Source organism: Nocardia sp. CA-290969, from assembly GCF_050936135.1.
Taxonomy (GTDB): Bacteria; Actinomycetota; Actinomycetes; order Mycobacteriales; family Mycobacteriaceae; genus Nocardia.
In genome coordinates this window covers 1,768,132-1,783,331 of record NZ_JBNJNJ010000001.1, presented here as the reverse complement: position 1 = coordinate 1,783,331, position 15,200 = coordinate 1,768,132, and the positions used below count along the sequence as shown (strand labels likewise).

The window sequence follows — 15,200 nt, the reverse complement described above, 5'->3', positions numbered from 1 at the left end:
CCGATATGGGGACCGCAACGCTGTGGCTGCTGCCCGCCCTGCCCCTGGCCGGCGCCGCCGTACTGCTGCTCACCGGGCGCCGGGCCGACGCCTGGGGTCATCTGCTCGCGACCCTCGCCGCGCTGGCCTCGTTCGTGGTCGCCGTGGTCGCGTTCTTCGGAATGCTGGGCCGCGCCGGCGCCGACCGTGCGATCGCCGCCGACCTGTTCAGCTGGGTGCCGGTGGCGGGCCTGCAGGTCGATTTCGGATTGGCGCTCGACCAGCTGTCGATCTGTTTCGCACTGCTCATCACCGGTGTCGGATCGCTCATCCACATCTATTCGATCGGTTACATGAGCGAGGATCCCGGCCGCCGCCGCTTCTTCGCCTATCTGAACCTGTTCCTGGCCGCCATGCTGCTGCTGGTTCTGGCGAACAACTATCTGGTGCTGTATCTGGGCTGGGAAGGTGTCGGCCTGGCCTCGTATCTGCTGATCGGGTTCTGGTACCACAAGCCGACCGCGGCGACGGCGGCCAAGAAGGCGTTCGTGGTGAACCGCGTCGGTGATATGGGTCTGGCGCTGGCCATGATGGTCATGTTCGCCACCTTCGGGTCCCTCGATTTCACCGCGGTTTTCGGGGCGGCTTCCGGGGCGAGTGACGGGACGCTCACCGCGATAGGCCTTTTCCTGTTGCTCGCGGCGTGCGGTAAATCCGCGCAGGTTCCGCTGCAGTCCTGGCTCGGTGACGCGATGGAGGGTCCCACCCCGGTGTCGGCGCTCATCCACGCCGCCACCATGGTCACCGCCGGTGTGTACCTGATCGCCCGCTCGAACCCGATCTACGATCTCGCCCCCACCGCCCAGGTGGCGGTGGTGCTGGTCGGTGCGGTGACACTGCTGTTCGGGGCGATCATCGGCTGCGCCAAGGACGACATCAAGAAGGCGCTCGCGGCGTCGACCATGAGCCAGATCGGCTATATGGTGCTGGCCGTCGGCCTCGGGCCCGCGGGCTACGCGGTGGCCATCATGCATCTGCTGACCCACGGCTTCTTCAAGGCCGGCCTGTTCCTCGGTGCCGGTTCGGTGATGCACGCGATGGACGACGAAACCGATATGCGCCGCTACGGCGGTCTGCGGACATTACTGCCGATCACCTACGTCACCTTCGGGCTCGGTTACCTCGCGATCATCGGCGTACCACCGTTCGCGGGATTCTTCTCCAAGGACCGCATCATCGAGGCGGCGTTCGCCGAGGCGGGTATCGCCGGGCCGATTCTGGGGACCGTCACCTTGCTCGGCGCCGGCCTCACCGCCTTCTACATGACCCGGGTCATGCTGCTCACCTTCTTCGGTGAACGGCGCTGGAAACCGGATACCCATCCGCACGAATCACCCGGGGTGATGACCGGCCCGATGATCCTGCTGGCCATCGGCTCGGTGGGCGCGGGGGCGATGTTCGTCTGGGGTTCCGCACTGCAGCACTGGCTGGCCCCGGTGGTCGGTGAACACCACGGCGAACCCGCACTGCCGGCCCCGGTGATCACCGCGCTGGCACTCGGCGTGGTCGCGGTGGGTGCCGCGCTCGCCTACCGGCAGTACGGCCGCGCCACGGTTCCCGAGACGGCGCCGGAACCGGTCTCCGCGCTGACCGTCGCCGCCCGCCGCGACCTCTACGGCGACGCGGTCAACGAGGCGGCGTTCATGCGCCCCGGCCGCCATCTCACCCGGGCGCTGGTCTTCCTCGACACCCGCGGTATCGACGGGCTCGTCAACGGCTGCGCCGCCCTCATCGGCGGACTGTCCGCCCGCGCCCGGCGCGTGCAGACCGGGTTCGTCCGTTCGTATGCCCTGTCCATGTTCACCGGCGCGGCCCTGGTGGCCGCAGCCCTGCTGGCCGTAAGGATCTGGTGAGCGCCGTGCCCTGGTTGACCGTGCTCTGGCTGCTCCCCGTGGTGGGTGCGGCGATTGTCCTCCTGCTGCCCGCCGCGCAGCGGGCCCTCGCCCGGTGGGTCGGGCTGGTGTTCGCGGTGGCCACTCTCGGCGTGGCGCTGGGGGTCGCGATGGCCTTCCAGCCCGGCGGGGAACAGTTCCAGTTCGTCGAATCCCACACCTGGATACCGGCGTTCGGGGCCGGCTACACCCTGGGTGTGGACGGTATCGCGCTGGTGCTGGTACTGCTCACCGCCGGGCTGGTTCCGCTGCTGATCGTCGCGGGATGGCACGACGACCGCGCGGCCGGTTCCGGGAAACGGGTGGCACACACCTATATCGCGCTGACCCTGCTGGTCGAGGCGATGGTGCTGGTGTCCTTCCTCGCCCTCGATATCCTGCTGTTCTACGTGTTCTTCGAAGCCATGCTCATCCCGATGTACTTCCTCATCGGCGGGTTCGGCCCACGCACCGACAATGCGCAGGTCCGGCAGCAGCGGTCGCGCGCCGCGGTGAAGTTCCTGCTATACAACCTCTTCGGCGGGCTGATCATGCTGGCCGCGGTGATCGGACTGTACGTGCTCACCGTCCAGGAGGATCTCGGCGCCGAGGGCGCGGGCACCTTCGATCTGCGCCTGGTGGTGGAAGCCGCCAACTCCGGGCAGCTCGGCGCCGGGCCCGCGGTGCTCAACGCCCTGTTCCTCGGCTTCCTGTTCGCGTTCGCGGTGAAAGCGCCGCTGTGGCCGCTGCACACCTGGCTACCGGATGCCGCGGTGGCCGCGACCCCGGCGAGCGCGGTGCTGATGATGGCAGTGGTGGACAAGGTCGGCACCTTCGGCATGCTGCGCTACTGCCTGCTGCTGTTCCCCGCCGCCACCGATACCTACGCACCCCTGGTGATCGCGCTCGCCGTCATCGGCATCCTCTACGGTGCGCTGCTGGCGATCGGGCAAACCGATGTGATGCGGCTGATCGCCTACACCTCCATCTCCCATTTCGGATTCATCGTGCTCGGCATCTTCGCCATGACGAGCCAGGCCCAGACCGGCGCCACTCTGTATATGGTCAATCACGGCCTGTCGACGGCGGCGCTGTTCCTGATCGCCGGATTCCTGGTGTCGCGCCGCGGCAGCCGGCTCATCGCCGATTACGGCGGTGTGCAGAAAGTGGCGCCGGTGCTGGCCGGATCGTTCTTCATCGCCGGCCTGGCCACCCTGTCCCTGCCCGGACTGGCACCCTTCGTCAGCGAATTCCTCGTGCTCGTCGGGACTTTCAGCCGCTATCAAGTGGCGGCGGTACTGGCCACCGGCGCACTCGTCCTGGCCGCGATCTATGTGCTGTGGCTGTACCAGCGGATGATGACCGGCCCGGTGACCAAGGGCAACGAGGGTCTGCGGGATCTGGTACCCCGTGAACTCGTCGTGGTGGTGCCGCTGATCGGGGCGCTGATCTTCTTCGGGCTCTACCCGAAGCCCGTGCTCGACTTCATCGATCCGGCGGTGAACCAGACCCTTTCCACCATCGGCAGTGTCGATCCATCACCGCCGGTCCCGGCCGAACCGGAAGCGGCGAACCCCGGAGGTACACGTCATGAGCGCTGAACTGCACGGCGGTGCGGTCCTGGCCGCCTCGATCTCCGCGCCGAGTATCGAATACCACGTCCTGGCGCCGATCCTCATCGTGTTCGGCGCGGCGGTGCTGGGGGTTCTGGTGGACGCGTTCTGCCCGCGCTCCGCCCGCTACCGAACCCAGTTGGCGCTCACCCTGGCCGGGTTGCTGGCCGCTCTCGTCGCGGTGCTGCTGCTGTCCGGAACCAGGACCACGGCGGTGGCCGGCGCGGTCGCCGTGGACGGCGTGACCCTGTTCCTGCAGGGCACCCTGCTGGTGGTGGGAATCCTCGCGGTGCTGTTCGCGGCCGAGCGCGGACCATTGCCCCGGCCGCGGTCGGGCCCGGGCACCTGGACCCGCGCCGCGGCGGTACCCGACTACGGGATGGACGCTTTCACCCCACAGGCGTCCGCTGTTCCCGGCAGCGCCGCGGAACGGTCCGCGGCGACCGCCGGTATCACTCCCACCGAAGTGTTCCCGCTGATGCTGCTGGCACTGGGCGGACTGCTGCTGTTCCCCGCGGCCAACGATCTGCTCACGATGTTCATCGCGCTCGAAGTGCTCTCGCTGCCGCTGTACCTCCTGTGCGGGCTGGCCCGCCGGCGCCGGCTGCTCTCACAGGAAGCGGCACTGAAATACTTCCTGCTCGGGGCGTTCTCCTCGGCGTTCTTCCTGTACGGGGTGGCGCTGCTCTACGGCCAGGCCGGTACCGTCCGGCTCGCCGGCATCGCCGATTCGCTCGCCGCCGAAACCGGCTCGCCCACACTGGCACTGCTGGGTGTCGCCATGCTGTCGGTGGGCCTGTTGTTCAAGATCGGGGCGGTCCCGTTCCAGGCGTGGGTGCCCGATGTGTACCAGGGCGCGCCGACCCCGGTCACCGCGTTCATGGCCGCCGCCACCAAGATCGCGGCGATCGGTGCCCTGCTGCGTGTCCTGCAGGTCGGTGTCGCCGAGATCGCCGCCGACTGGCGTCCGGTGCTGGCCGCAGTCGCGGTGGCCACGATGCTGGTGGGTGCGGTGCTGGCGATCACCCAGACCGATATGAAGCGCATGCTCGCGTACTCCTCGATCGCGCATACCGGTTTCCTGCTCACCGCGCTGGTCGCCGCGAACGACCGGGGTATCTCGTCGACGCTGTTCTACTTGTTCGTCTACGGGCTGGGCACCCTCGGCGCGTTCGCGATCGTGAGCATGGTGCGCGAACCCGACGGCACCGAGGCCACCGGCCTGCCGCGCTGGGCCGGGCTCGGCCGCCGGTCCCCCTGGCTCGCGGGGGTCTTCGCACTGCTGCTGCTGTCGTTCGCCGGTATCCCGGTCACCGCGGGGTTCGTCGCGAAATTCGCGGTCTTCCAGGCAGCGGCGTCCGGTGACGCCGGCTTCCTGGTGATCATCGGCGTCCTGGCCAGCGCGGTGGCCGCGTTCTTCTACATCCGGGTGATCGTGCTGATGTTCTTCACCGATCCCCCGGCCGATCCCCCGGTCGTGGTCGGCCCGCCGGCCACCATCGCCTTGCTCGCCGTCGCGGCCGCGGCCACGCTGGTCCTGGGTGTCGCGCCGCAACCACTGCTGGACCTCGTCGGGGATGCCGCGGTGTTCGTCCGCTGAGCGGAGCGGAACTCGATCGCGAACAACCGATGCCCGCGGGCCGTCGAACAACCGATGGCCGGCGGGCATCGCCGTCATCCGATCCGGCTCAGGTCCACAGCGCCGCGATCAGCACATTGACGATCGCCAGCCCACCTGCCGCATCGGGCATCCAGGCCGGATCCTTGCCCCGTTTGGCGTCCGCCCGGGCCATTTCCGCGAACGCGGCCACCAGCACCGAGATCACCAGCTTGATCCCGATCTTCACCATGTTCAGGTCTTTGTCCAGTGAGGACACCGATTCGGCCAGGCCGACCAGGACGATCCCGGTGATGATCTGCGCGCGGGCGCCCCACACCATCACCTCGTTGACCCCGGGCCGGCCGGCAGCGTAGCCGCCGACGACGGCCGCCATCCCGAGCAAATGGGTGACGACCACAACGTTGTAGACGATTTCCATGCACCAGGACGCTACTCGATCTCCGCGTCCACTACTACATAGAGTCGTAAACTAACCGGTGACGTTGCCCGAACGGGTGTGGCCATCTTGCGCGCCCCTCGGTTCGCCTCAATCAGGCCAGCGGCCGGTGGCCTTTTGATAGGCCACCGCACCTGCCCGGTCGACCGAAGCTTTCACCACACCGAAGATCGCGCCCTGCAGCGCGGCGGCGAAGAGCACCTCCCGCCACCCGTAGTCCCGCGATGTCGCCTCCGGGGCGTGCTCTTCCCCGCTCGTGCGGCGCCACACCTGCCGGAACACCGCATGCGCCGCGATGCCGCCGAGCGCGCCCGCCAACGTGCCCAACGGCTTGTAGAGCAGCTTCACGATGTCCTCCTCCGTACGATCAGCCAGGCCGCGACGGCGGCAGCCACCGCCGCCGCTGCCGCCACCGGTACAGGTCGTGCGCGAACTACCTCGGCGGCCTGGATACCACGCGCGAGGAGCGGTTCCGCGGCACCGGCTTCCACACGTTCGGCCACCTCGGCAGCACGGGTCTGGATCTGCTTCGCGCGGTCACGAAGGTCGTGTTCGGCGTGGACGGTCTCGCGGCGGACGGTGTCGGCCGCTGTCCGCGCGGCTTCGGCGGTACGGGAACGCACATCGGCTTTGGCGGCCAGTGCGTCGATGGTGTCGCGAAGTTCTTCGCGGACCTGATCTCGGTCCCGGCGTACCGCGTCGCGGTCGTTGCTGCTCATCGCTACCTCCTGCGGGTGACGGTGTCGATATCGGTACGCGCACCGGTGACAGCGTCTTCCGGCAGCGGCGGGGTGTTCGCGGTGACGATCTTCTTGCCCGCGAACGTCAGGATCGCGCCGAGCGTGAGCAGCACCGCACCCACGAGTAGCGCCGCGGCCCAATCCGGTAACACCAGCGCCAGCGCCGAACCGGCGGCCACGAGCAACGCCGCGCCTCCGTAGAACAGCAGCAGGCCACCCATACCCGCCAAGCCGGCCCCCTTGGCAGCGGAGCCTGCTTTCTCCTGCATTTCCAGCCGGGCCAGACGCATTTCGTCGCGTACCAGCCGGCTCATCTGGATAGTGGCCACATCGACGAGTTCGCCGACCGACCGTTCGTCCTCGGGCTGTGCTGTTCGTGGCTGCGTTGCCGAAGTCATGGTCTGGCCTCCTCGATCCCTCTCTCCGGTGCCGGTGGACACCCGCTGTCGGTGGCATCCGAACTCACCTTCTGTCCGGCGGCCGGATACCCGGGGGCGCTCCGGTCAAACGCCGCCCGGGCCGCCACCCGCGCGGTGCGGCCACGAAAGGAGCGACAGAATACTCTGTGGTAACGTCAACAGTGTCAGTTTCGGCAAAGAAGTGCGTCGCGGAGGCTCGATTCCAGGTCTACCGGACGGAACCCGTAAGACGCCTTGCCGATATCACCAGCGAGGAAGTGGGTTCGGGATGGCGAAGCAGGGAACCGCAACCAAGCGCCCCAGACGCGAACGCGGCTCTCTCAACCCCGACGATATCGTCGCCGGCGCGTTCGAGCTCGCCGAAGAGATCTCGATCGACAACCTGAGCATGCCGCTGCTGGGGAAACATCTCGGAGTCGGCGTGACGAGCATCTATTGGTACTTCCGGAAAAAGGAAGAGTTGCTCAACGCGATGACGGACCGGGCGCTCCGGCAGTACGCCTTCGAAACGCCCTTCATCGAAGCCGGGGATTGGCGCGAGACGCTGCGTAAACACGCGCGGACCATGCGGGAGACCTTCCTCGGCAACCCCATCCTGTGCGATCTGATCCTGATCAGGTCGGCGTTGAGCAAGCAGGCGGCCCGGCTCGGCGGCAAACAGACGGAGCGGGTGATCGCCACCCTCGTGGAGGCGGGCTTCTCCCTCGAAGACGCGGTGGAAACGTATTCCCGGGTCCAGCTACATGTGCACGGTTTCGTTGTCCTGCAGCGGCTCTCGGACAAGAACCGCGAACTCAGTACCGATTCCACCGCGTACTACGAGAATGTGATCATCGACCCGGAGACCACTCCGCTGCTGGCCAAGGCCGCCGCCAAGGGATACCACTCCGGCGCACCGGACGACCGGAACTTCGAGCACGGGCTCGATTCCATTCTCGAGCAGGCCTCCCGGCTGCTCGCGGGAGCCGATGCCAAGGAGTCGAAGCCCGCGCCGGCGCGGCGTTCGACGCGGGCGGCGGCCACGAAGAGCACCAAGCCTCGTACCCGCGCGGCCGCCAAGTAGCACCGGCCGCTTCGCCGCCCGGACACAGGGCCACGGTGCGCGCCACCGTGGCCCTGATCGTGTGAGTGCCACCGGCGGCTCAGCGTGGCTGGAATCGCTGCGCGCCGTCGATCCGTACGACTTCCCCGTTCATATACGGGTTCTCCAGCAGGTGCTGGGCCAGGTTCGCGTATTCGTCCGGTGTGCCCAGCCGCTTCGGGAACGGCACCGTCGAAGCGAATTTCGCCAGGCCTTCCTCGCCGATCAGTTCCATGATCGGAGTCAGCATGGTGCCGGGGGCGATGCTGTTGAGCCGGACCCCGACCGAGCTGAGATCGCGAGCGCCGGTGAGGGTCAAGGAGATGACTCCCCCTTTGGCGGCCGAGTAGGCCGACTGCCCGATCTGTCCCTCGTATCCGGCAATCGAACTCGTCATCACGATCGCGCCGCGTTCACCGTTCGGCTTCGGCTCCAGTTTCGCCATCCGCGCTGCGGCCAACCGGAGCACGTTGTACGTTCCGGTGAGATACAGCGCGATGGTGTCGGTGAACCCCTTCAACGTATGCGGGCTGCCGTCGCGGTTCACCACCTTCTCGAGTACCCCGAAACCGCCGTGGGCGATCACCGAGTACCGCAGTTCGCCGAGTTCCGCCGCGGCGTCCAGCGCCGCGTTCACCGCCGCCTCGTCCAGCACATCGGTGCGTACGTAGACGGCCTTGTTGCCCAGTTCGGCGGCGAGCTCCCGGGCCTTTTCGTCGGCGACGTCGGCGATGACGACCGCCGCTCCGGCGCCGTGCAGCCGGCGTACGGTGGCGGCACCGAGTCCGCCGGCGCCGCCGGTCACCAGAACGACTTCTCCCTCGAACGACACGGAGTTCTCCTAACTTTCATGATCGACAGGTAAGGGCCCGGCGCACCGGGCGGCCGGATGTACCGGTCAGGTGCCGGTCCATTCGGGAGTTCGTTTTTCCGCGAATGCCTTGGCGCCCTCTTGCGCATCCTTCGACGCGAATACCGGTCCGAGCAGCTCCATCTGCTTCTGCCACATCTCGTCCTCACTCCAATACCGGGACTTGACGAGAATCTCCTTGGTCGCCGCTACTGCCAGGGGGCCGTTGGCGGTGATCCGGCCGGCGAGCCGCAGGGCTTCGGTCAGCGCCGCACCGGGGTCGGCGAGAACGTTCACGAAACCCAGCGTCGCGCCCTGTTCCGCGGTGAAATTGTCACCGGTGAGAGCGAGTTCGAGGGCCTTTTGATAGGGAATACGCTGCGGCAGGCGCAGTAGCCCGCCGCCCCCGGCCACCAGCCCACGCTTGACCTCGGGGATACCGAACTGCGCGGTCCGTGCGGCGACCACCAGGTCCGTGGACAGGACCAGTTCGGTACCACCGGCCAGGGCGAAGCCCTCCACCGCGGAGATGATCGGTTTGCGCGGCGGCCGTTCGGTGAAGCCCATCCCCCGGCCTTGGATGTAGGGGTATTCGCCGGCGGCGAAGGCCTTCAAGTCCATACCGGCGCAGAAATTCCCGCCGCTGCCGGTCAGGACGGCGACCGACAGCTCGGGGCTGTCATCGAGTTCGTCCATCGCGGCGGCCAGGCCCCGGCTCACCGCCAGGTTGACGGCATTGCGCGCGTCCGGTCGATTGATCGTGATCACCAGCGTGCGCCCGCGGCGCTCCACCAGAACTTCGTCCGACACCGGTCACCTACTACTCGTTGTGAATTGAACAGGATTGTTGCCGGGGTGCCCGGCGTGGCGATGAGGTCAGACCTCGACCACCAGGGCACCGCCCATACCGCCACCCGCGCACATCGCGGCGACCCCGATACCGCCACCGCGCCGGCGCAGTTCGTAGACCAGCGTGGTCACCATGCGCGCGCCGCTGGCCGAGATCGGATGCCCGAGACTGCATCCGCTGCCGGAGAAATTCACGCGTTCCTCGTCCAGCCCGTATTCCCGGCAGGCGGCGATCGGCGTCGACGCGAAGGCTTCGTTGATCTCCCACAGCGCGATATCCGCCACGCCGAGGCCGGCCCGCTCCAGTACCTTGCCGATCACCTTGACCGCGCCCAGACCGGTATCCCGGGGCGCTACACCGACATTGGCCCAGGCACGCACGGTCGCCATCACCTCGAGACCCTCGGCGGCGGCATAATCATCGCCGACCAGCGCCACCGCGGCACCGGCATCGTTGATCCCGCTGCTGTTCCCGGCGGTGATCGAGAAACCCTCGATCTCGGGATGCAGCACCGGCAGCGCGGCCAGCCGCTCCAGGGTGGTATCGCGGCGCGGATGTTCGTCCACCGCGAAGTCGATCACCGTACCGTCGGGCCGGGTGATCTTCAGCGGCACGATCTCGTCCACGAATTTCCCGGCCTCGATGGCGGCACAGGCGCGCTGGTGCGACCGCAAGGCCCACGCGTCCATCTCCGCCCGGCTGATGCCGACCGCTTTCGCGGTGTTCCAGCCCACTGTGACCGACATATCCGTGGTCGGAGCGTCCGGGGTCTCGGGGTGCGACGGTGGGATCCAGGGCTCGATGAACTGCATCTCCGGTCCCGAATCCGGCACGCGCCACTTCATCAGGGGCGCGGTCGACAGCGATTGCACACCGCCCGCGACCAGTACCCGCTCCATATCGGAGCGGATATGCGCGGCGGCGTTGGCGATCGCGGTGAGACTGCCCGCGCAATGCCGGTTGACCGCCTGGCCCGGGACGGTTTCCATCCCGCAGGCCACAGCGGCGTGCCGGGCCAGATCGCCGCCGCCGTAGTTCAGTTCGGCGAACACCACATCGTCGACCGCGGCGGGCTCCAGACCCGCCCGGCGGACCACCTCCGGCAGCACGGTGGTCGCGAGGGTCTCGGTCGGCACGTTCGCCAGCGCGCCCTTGAACGATCGCCCGATCGCTGTTCTGACGGCGCCGACGATGACGGGTTCGGCCATAGCTTTCAACCTCTGTTCGAGCCACACCCGGGTTGTGGCAGGGTGCGGGAATTCGATCCTGTGTTTTCAACTGTAATGATTACCGTATAGTTCTACAAGACAGCTGACAGTTCAGGAAGGAGCACCGATGACCGGCCTGCTCAACGGTGTCAAGGTGGTCGAACTGGCCTCGTGGACCTACGTGCCCAGCGCGGGCGCGGCATTGGCGGATTGGGGCGCCGACGTGATCAAGATCGAGGACACTCGCGGCGGTGACCCGTGCCGGAATCTCGTCGTCGGCGGACTGACCGTGGACCGTTCCCCTGTGCAGGCCAGTTTCATGATGGAAATCGGCAATCACGGCAAGCGCAGTATCGGCGTGGATATCAAGTCCGATCCGGGCCGGGAGATCCTGGCGAAGCTGCTCGGGCAGGCCGATGTCTTCCTCACGAACTGGCTGCCCGGACCGCTCGAGCGCGCCGGCCTCACAGTGGAGCATCTGCGTGCGGTGAATCCCCGCCTGATCATCGCCCGGGGCAGTGGTCACGGGAGCCGCGGCCCGGACAAGGACCGCGGCGGCTTCGACGCGGCCAGCTACCTCGCCCGCGCCGGCGTCGCCTACGCGCTGAGCCCGGCGGACGCCGAGTATCCCGTTACCCAGACCCCCGCGTTCGGCGATCTCCAGGGCGGTATCACCCTGGCCGGTGGTGTCACGGCAGCGCTGTTCCACCGCGAACGCACCGGGCACGCACCGATAGTGGACAGTTCGCTGCTCGCCCAAGGGATGTGGGCCGTAGCCCCCGATATTTCGGCGGCGGACTACTACGGGCTCGACCGGATACCGGCAGGCGTGGCGGGATCGGCCCCGAATCCCGCGGTGAACCGGTATCGCACCCGCGACAACCGCTGGGTTCAGCTGATGTTCCTGCAGACCGACCGTTACTGGAAGGGGTTCTGCGACCGGATCGGCCGGCCCGACCTCGGCACCGACGAACGATTCGTTCCGCTGGCGAATCTGGTACTGAACCAGGAAGCCGCCACCATCGAACTGCGCAAGATCTTCGCCGAACGCGACCTGGCCGAATGGCAGCAGGTCCTGGCCGACGAGCCGGGTGTCTGGTCGACGATCGCCAGCCCGCAGGAAGTTCTCGACGACCCTCAGGTCGCGGCGAACGGCTACCTGATGTCCCTGCGTGACGACGCCGGCCACGACTATCGGACCGTTGCCGCCCCGGTACAGTTCGACGAAACCCCCGCCCCGCCGGCCCGGGCCCCTGCCTACGGTGAGCACACCGAGACCATCCTGCTGGAACTGGGGATGGGTTGGGACGAGATCATCACCGCCAAGGAGGCAGGAGCCATCCTGTAGCCGAAACCTGGTGAAGCACGCCGGCGGGGCCGAAATCACGGTGCCCCGCGGCGGCGCGGGCACGCTCACCGCGGACGCCGCGCTCGCCGCAGTCACCACCGTCGGTGATACGGACGAGCTGCGGGCGGTGCCGCTCGTGATCAAAGAGGCGAAACCGCTCCCGGCGAGCGACCGACCGCTTCGGCCGGCGCCGGGCTCCCCGCCCTTGATCGGCACGGAACCTGTCTGTCGATCACATCTTCCAAATACCCAGGAGTTCCCGGGTATCGGTGATCGTGGCGAGCAGCGACAGTGTGTTGTCGATCATCGCCGCGCCGTACTCCGGCGGGACTCCGGCCACGGCGTCCCGGGGCAGGACCACCTCGTAGGCCGCGTTCACCGCGTCCATGACGAGGTTCGGGATGGCCACGTTCAGTGAGACGCCCACGGCGACGATCGTCGACACACCGAGGTTGCGCAGCACCGGATCGAGGTCGGTACCGCCCATGGGTCCGAGGCCGTGGCTGCGGGTCAGCACCAGATCGGCCGGGTCGGGCCCGAATTCGGGGAGCAGCTGCGCTCCCGGACTGCCCGGGGTCACCGCGACACCGCGGCGGCCGAGCGCGAACAGTTTCGCGTTGTGGTTGGTGCCCAGGCCGTCGGCCCGGCGCGTCACCAGGCAGTGCACGATACGAACCCCGGCGGCGCGGGCGGCCGGCAGCAGCGCGGCGATATTGGGTAGTGCCGCCCGGCGGGCCTCGCCGGCCAGCTCGGCCAGGCCTGCGTCGGGTCCCACCACCGCGGCCTGGCACTCCTGGGTGACCAGTGCGGTACGCGCGGGGTCCACCAGCTCGCTCAGCGCACGTTTACCCACAATCCTCTCCTCGGCCACGGCCCGGGTTCATACCGGGATCCCGGTTTCCGCGGGCGGAGCATCGTAGAACTGCCGGGCCCATTTACGCAGCGACATAAACGGTTTCGCGTCCTTGGCCGACAGCGGCGGGTGTTCGATGTACTTCTGGTATCGCCAGATACTCAGGTCCTCCCAGACCGTCACCAGGAACTGCCGCTCGACCCGTTCGCGGACCTCGGGTGGCGGGACATCGGACTCGTCGCCCGGTTTCCTGGGCCACCAGATCGAGTAGAACAGGTCTGAGCATTCGTCGTCGACGGGTGTGGTCGCGAAGACGAGGCGGTGGTTCGACGACCCCTCGAAGGCGCTGATCGACCCGCCGAGGCCGAACATCTGGGCGTGTATCTTCAGCGCCATCCGGTCCGGGTCGCCGCTGCGGGCGTCGGGCCAGCCGGTCAGGAACGACCAGGTATGGCCCTCGGCGCGGTAGTCCAGCATCCGCGGGGTCACGGTGGCGCCGTGGACATATTCGAAATGCAAGCTGTCCGGGCCGTTCTCCAGGACGACCTGCGGATGCACCGGTTCCCGCTCGGACTTGCGGGAGAATTCGGGGTAGGGGCGGTAGTAGCTGTCCGGGTCGCCACCGAGTTCGGGGAACATCCGGAGGATGTCCGGCATCTCCCAGTGCGGTTGCTTCCCGTCGGGATGGTGCCACAGGAAGACACAGCCGTTCTGCTCGTTCACCGGGTAGACCCGCAACCGCAGGCCGCGGTTGACCCGGTCTTCACCGGGTATCTTGCGGTTACGCCCGTCCGGTCCCCACTGCCAGCCGTGGAACGGGCATTCGACACAATCGCCGACCACCTTGCCGCCGTACCCGATATGCGCGCCCAAATGCCGGCAGTGGCCGGTGAGGATATGCAGTTCGCCGGCCTCGTCGCGGTAGGCCACCAGATCTTCGCCGAAATAGCGCAGGGGCCGCACCTCGCCGAGCGGAAACTCGGCCGACCAGCCGACCATGAACCAGCCGGTGACTTTCCAGGTGAAAGGGACCTTCACGTAACACCTCCGATACCCGGACTACTTCCCGACGGGTCAGGCAGCTTTCGGTTCGGCCGGCAGCGAATAGTTGGGCTTCCCCAGTCCGAGGACGTGCTGGGCGATCATATTGCGGAACACTTCCAGGGTGCCGCCGTAGATACCGCACAGCGGGGCCCAGCGGTAGATGTATTCCGCTCCCCCGTCGTCGGCGGCGCCCTCGGTCTCCACCGGCAGCGCCGCGGCCGGGCCGAGCAGGTCCATCAGGTCCGGTGAGATATCGCGCATCGCCTGCGCGATGGCAACCCGGCCGAACATATGCGGTGCCGACAGCGACGCCTCCATCCGGGCGATACTGCGCCCCAGCCGGTAGGCCACGGAAGCGTCGTCGAGCAGCCGGCTCCCGTCCGGACGCGGTTGCGCCGCCAGCGCGGCGATCCGGTCGACCGCTACCGCCGTCATGGCGCCCTGGTGGGTCATGATCGAGACGTCCTGCAGGCCGTCGCCCGCGGCGTCGACCACGCCGTGCTCGGTGTTGAGCGGGCCCATCAGTACCGACCAGCCGCCGTTCACCTCGCCGAGGCGGTACTTGTCGTCGACGCGTACATCGCTGTAGTAGACGATATTGGTGCGGTCGCCGTCGACGGTGCGGATGCCCTGGATCTCGATACCGGGGGTGTTCAGCGGAACCAGGAACATGGTGAGGCTCTTGTGTTTCCGCGCCTCCGGGTCGGTATTGGTGATCAGGAAGACGTACTGGCAGTTGTGTGCTCCGGTGGTGAACATCTTCGAACCGTTGATCACCCACTGATCCCCGTCGCGTACCGCCCGCGTCTTACAGGTCGCGACATCGGATCCGCCGTCGGGTTCGGTGTAGCCGAGGCACAGCCGCACCTCGCCACTGGCCACCTTGGGCAGGATCTCTTCCTTCAACTCGGGCGAACCGTAGTCACGGACCGAGCCGAGCACGATCGCGGTGGTGCCCCAGGTGACCCATGGCACCCGGGCGCGCCGCTTCTCCAGGTCCCAGATGCGGCGCCGCAACCGGTCGAGCCCGCCCTCGCCCGGTTTGTTCAGTTCCGCCGCCAGCCAGCCCTCGGCCCCCATCGCCAGGTGGACGCCTTCGTCGAAGTTGTCGCCGGTTTCGCGGTCCCGGCGCCGGACCTCGTCGGTCACATGGGTGTCGAGAAAGGCCCGCGCGCGAGCGCGGAAGGCCTGATCCTCGTCGGACAGTTCGACCACTGAGAAATCCAT

At 67.6% G+C, this 15,200-nt stretch carries 15 protein-coding genes; 5 read left to right on the top strand and 10 right to left on the bottom strand.

Annotated features, from left to right (window positions below; genetic code table 11):
- Positions 1 to 5 precede the first annotated feature (5 nt).
- Genes nuoL through nuoN form a run of 3 tightly spaced genes read left to right on the top strand, consistent with a single transcriptional unit; the run spans position 6 to position 5,123 of the window.
- Positions 6 to 1,892 (top strand): NADH-quinone oxidoreductase subunit L, encoded by a 1,887-nt coding sequence (gene nuoL, locus ACQEVO_RS08380; RefSeq protein WP_432910622.1) that lies wholly within the window; start codon positions 6 to 8, stop codon positions 1,890 to 1,892.
- Positions 1,889 to 3,511: an NADH-quinone oxidoreductase subunit M gene (locus ACQEVO_RS08375; RefSeq protein WP_432910619.1), complete on the top strand. Its 1,623-nt coding sequence runs from the start codon at positions 1,889 to 1,891 to the stop codon at positions 3,509 to 3,511. Before nuoL ends, ACQEVO_RS08375 begins: the two co-directional genes overlap by 4 nt.
- Positions 3,501 to 5,123, top strand: a complete 1,623-nt coding sequence (gene nuoN / locus ACQEVO_RS08370; RefSeq protein WP_432910618.1) for an NADH-quinone oxidoreductase subunit NuoN — start codon at positions 3,501 to 3,503, stop codon at positions 5,121 to 5,123. The genes ACQEVO_RS08375 and nuoN overlap by 11 nt, the downstream gene beginning before the upstream one ends.
- Positions 5,124 to 5,211: 88 nt before the next feature.
- Here nuoN and ACQEVO_RS08365 read toward each other — a convergent pair whose 3' ends face one another.
- The 4 genes from ACQEVO_RS08365 to ACQEVO_RS08350 form a co-directional block, all read right to left on the bottom strand.
- Positions 5,212 to 5,562 carry a hypothetical protein gene (locus tag ACQEVO_RS08365; RefSeq protein WP_432910615.1) on the bottom strand — a complete coding sequence of 117 codons (351 nt, stop codon included), beginning with the start codon at positions 5,560 to 5,562 and terminating at the stop codon, positions 5,212 to 5,214.
- Positions 5,563 to 5,670: 108 nt separating this feature from the next.
- Complete coding sequence (locus ACQEVO_RS08360) at positions 5,671 to 5,928, bottom strand: DUF4235 domain-containing protein (RefSeq protein ID WP_432910613.1); 258 nt, start codon at positions 5,926 to 5,928, stop codon at positions 5,671 to 5,673.
- Positions 5,925 to 6,299 (bottom strand): hypothetical protein, encoded by a 375-nt coding sequence (locus tag ACQEVO_RS08355; protein WP_432910611.1) that lies wholly within the window; start codon positions 6,297 to 6,299, stop codon positions 5,925 to 5,927. Before ACQEVO_RS08355 ends, ACQEVO_RS08360 begins: the two co-directional genes overlap by 4 nt.
- Positions 6,300 to 6,301: 2 nt before the next feature.
- Positions 6,302 to 6,718: a phage holin family protein gene (locus tag ACQEVO_RS08350; RefSeq protein ID WP_432910609.1), complete on the bottom strand. Its 417-nt coding sequence runs from the start codon at positions 6,716 to 6,718 to the stop codon at positions 6,302 to 6,304.
- Positions 6,719 to 7,007: 289 nt separating this feature from the next.
- On the opposite strand from ACQEVO_RS08350, the gene ACQEVO_RS08345 reads away from it, so the two are divergent.
- Positions 7,008 to 7,802, top strand: coding sequence for a TetR/AcrR family transcriptional regulator (locus tag ACQEVO_RS08345; RefSeq protein WP_432910606.1), 795 nt, complete (start codon positions 7,008 to 7,010; stop codon positions 7,800 to 7,802).
- A gap of 79 nt (positions 7,803 to 7,881) precedes the next feature.
- Here ACQEVO_RS08345 and ACQEVO_RS08340 read toward each other — a convergent pair whose 3' ends face one another.
- The 3 genes from ACQEVO_RS08340 to ACQEVO_RS08330 all read right to left on the bottom strand — a co-directional run bounded on the left by ACQEVO_RS08340 (position 7,882) and on the right by ACQEVO_RS08330 (position 10,728).
- A complete protein-coding gene (locus tag ACQEVO_RS08340; RefSeq protein WP_432910604.1) occupies positions 7,882 to 8,652 on the bottom strand; it encodes an SDR family NAD(P)-dependent oxidoreductase in 771 nt (256 codons plus the stop codon).
- Between the two features lie 66 nt (positions 8,653 to 8,718).
- Complete coding sequence (locus ACQEVO_RS08335; protein WP_432910602.1) at positions 8,719 to 9,480, bottom strand: crotonase/enoyl-CoA hydratase family protein; 762 nt, start codon at positions 9,478 to 9,480, stop codon at positions 8,719 to 8,721.
- Between the two features lie 66 nt (positions 9,481 to 9,546).
- Complete coding sequence (locus ACQEVO_RS08330) at positions 9,547 to 10,728, bottom strand: thiolase family protein (protein ID WP_432910599.1); 1,182 nt, start codon at positions 10,726 to 10,728, stop codon at positions 9,547 to 9,549.
- A gap of 127 nt (positions 10,729 to 10,855) precedes the next feature.
- Here ACQEVO_RS08330 and ACQEVO_RS08325 point away from each other — a divergent pair, with 127 nt between their 5' ends.
- Positions 10,856 to 12,076, top strand: coding sequence for a CaiB/BaiF CoA transferase family protein (locus ACQEVO_RS08325; protein WP_432910597.1), 1,221 nt, complete (start codon positions 10,856 to 10,858; stop codon positions 12,074 to 12,076).
- 232 nt (positions 12,077 to 12,308) lie between these two features.
- Here ACQEVO_RS08325 and ACQEVO_RS08320 read toward each other — a convergent pair whose 3' ends face one another.
- From ACQEVO_RS08320 to ACQEVO_RS08310, 3 genes are read right to left on the bottom strand one after another with little or no spacing between them, the layout of a single operon-like run.
- Positions 12,309 to 12,929 carry a cysteine hydrolase gene (locus tag ACQEVO_RS08320; RefSeq protein WP_432910595.1) on the bottom strand — a complete coding sequence of 207 codons (621 nt, stop codon included), beginning with the start codon at positions 12,927 to 12,929 and terminating at the stop codon, positions 12,309 to 12,311.
- Positions 12,930 to 12,956: 27 nt separating this feature from the next.
- Positions 12,957 to 13,967 carry an aromatic ring-hydroxylating oxygenase subunit alpha gene (locus tag ACQEVO_RS08315; protein ID WP_432910593.1) on the bottom strand — a complete coding sequence of 337 codons (1,011 nt, stop codon included), beginning with the start codon at positions 13,965 to 13,967 and terminating at the stop codon, positions 12,957 to 12,959.
- A 36-nt stretch (positions 13,968 to 14,003) separates the two neighbouring features.
- Positions 14,004 to 15,200 carry an acyl-CoA dehydrogenase family protein gene (locus ACQEVO_RS08310; RefSeq protein ID WP_432910591.1) on the bottom strand — a complete coding sequence of 399 codons (1,197 nt, stop codon included), beginning with the start codon at positions 15,198 to 15,200 and terminating at the stop codon, positions 14,004 to 14,006.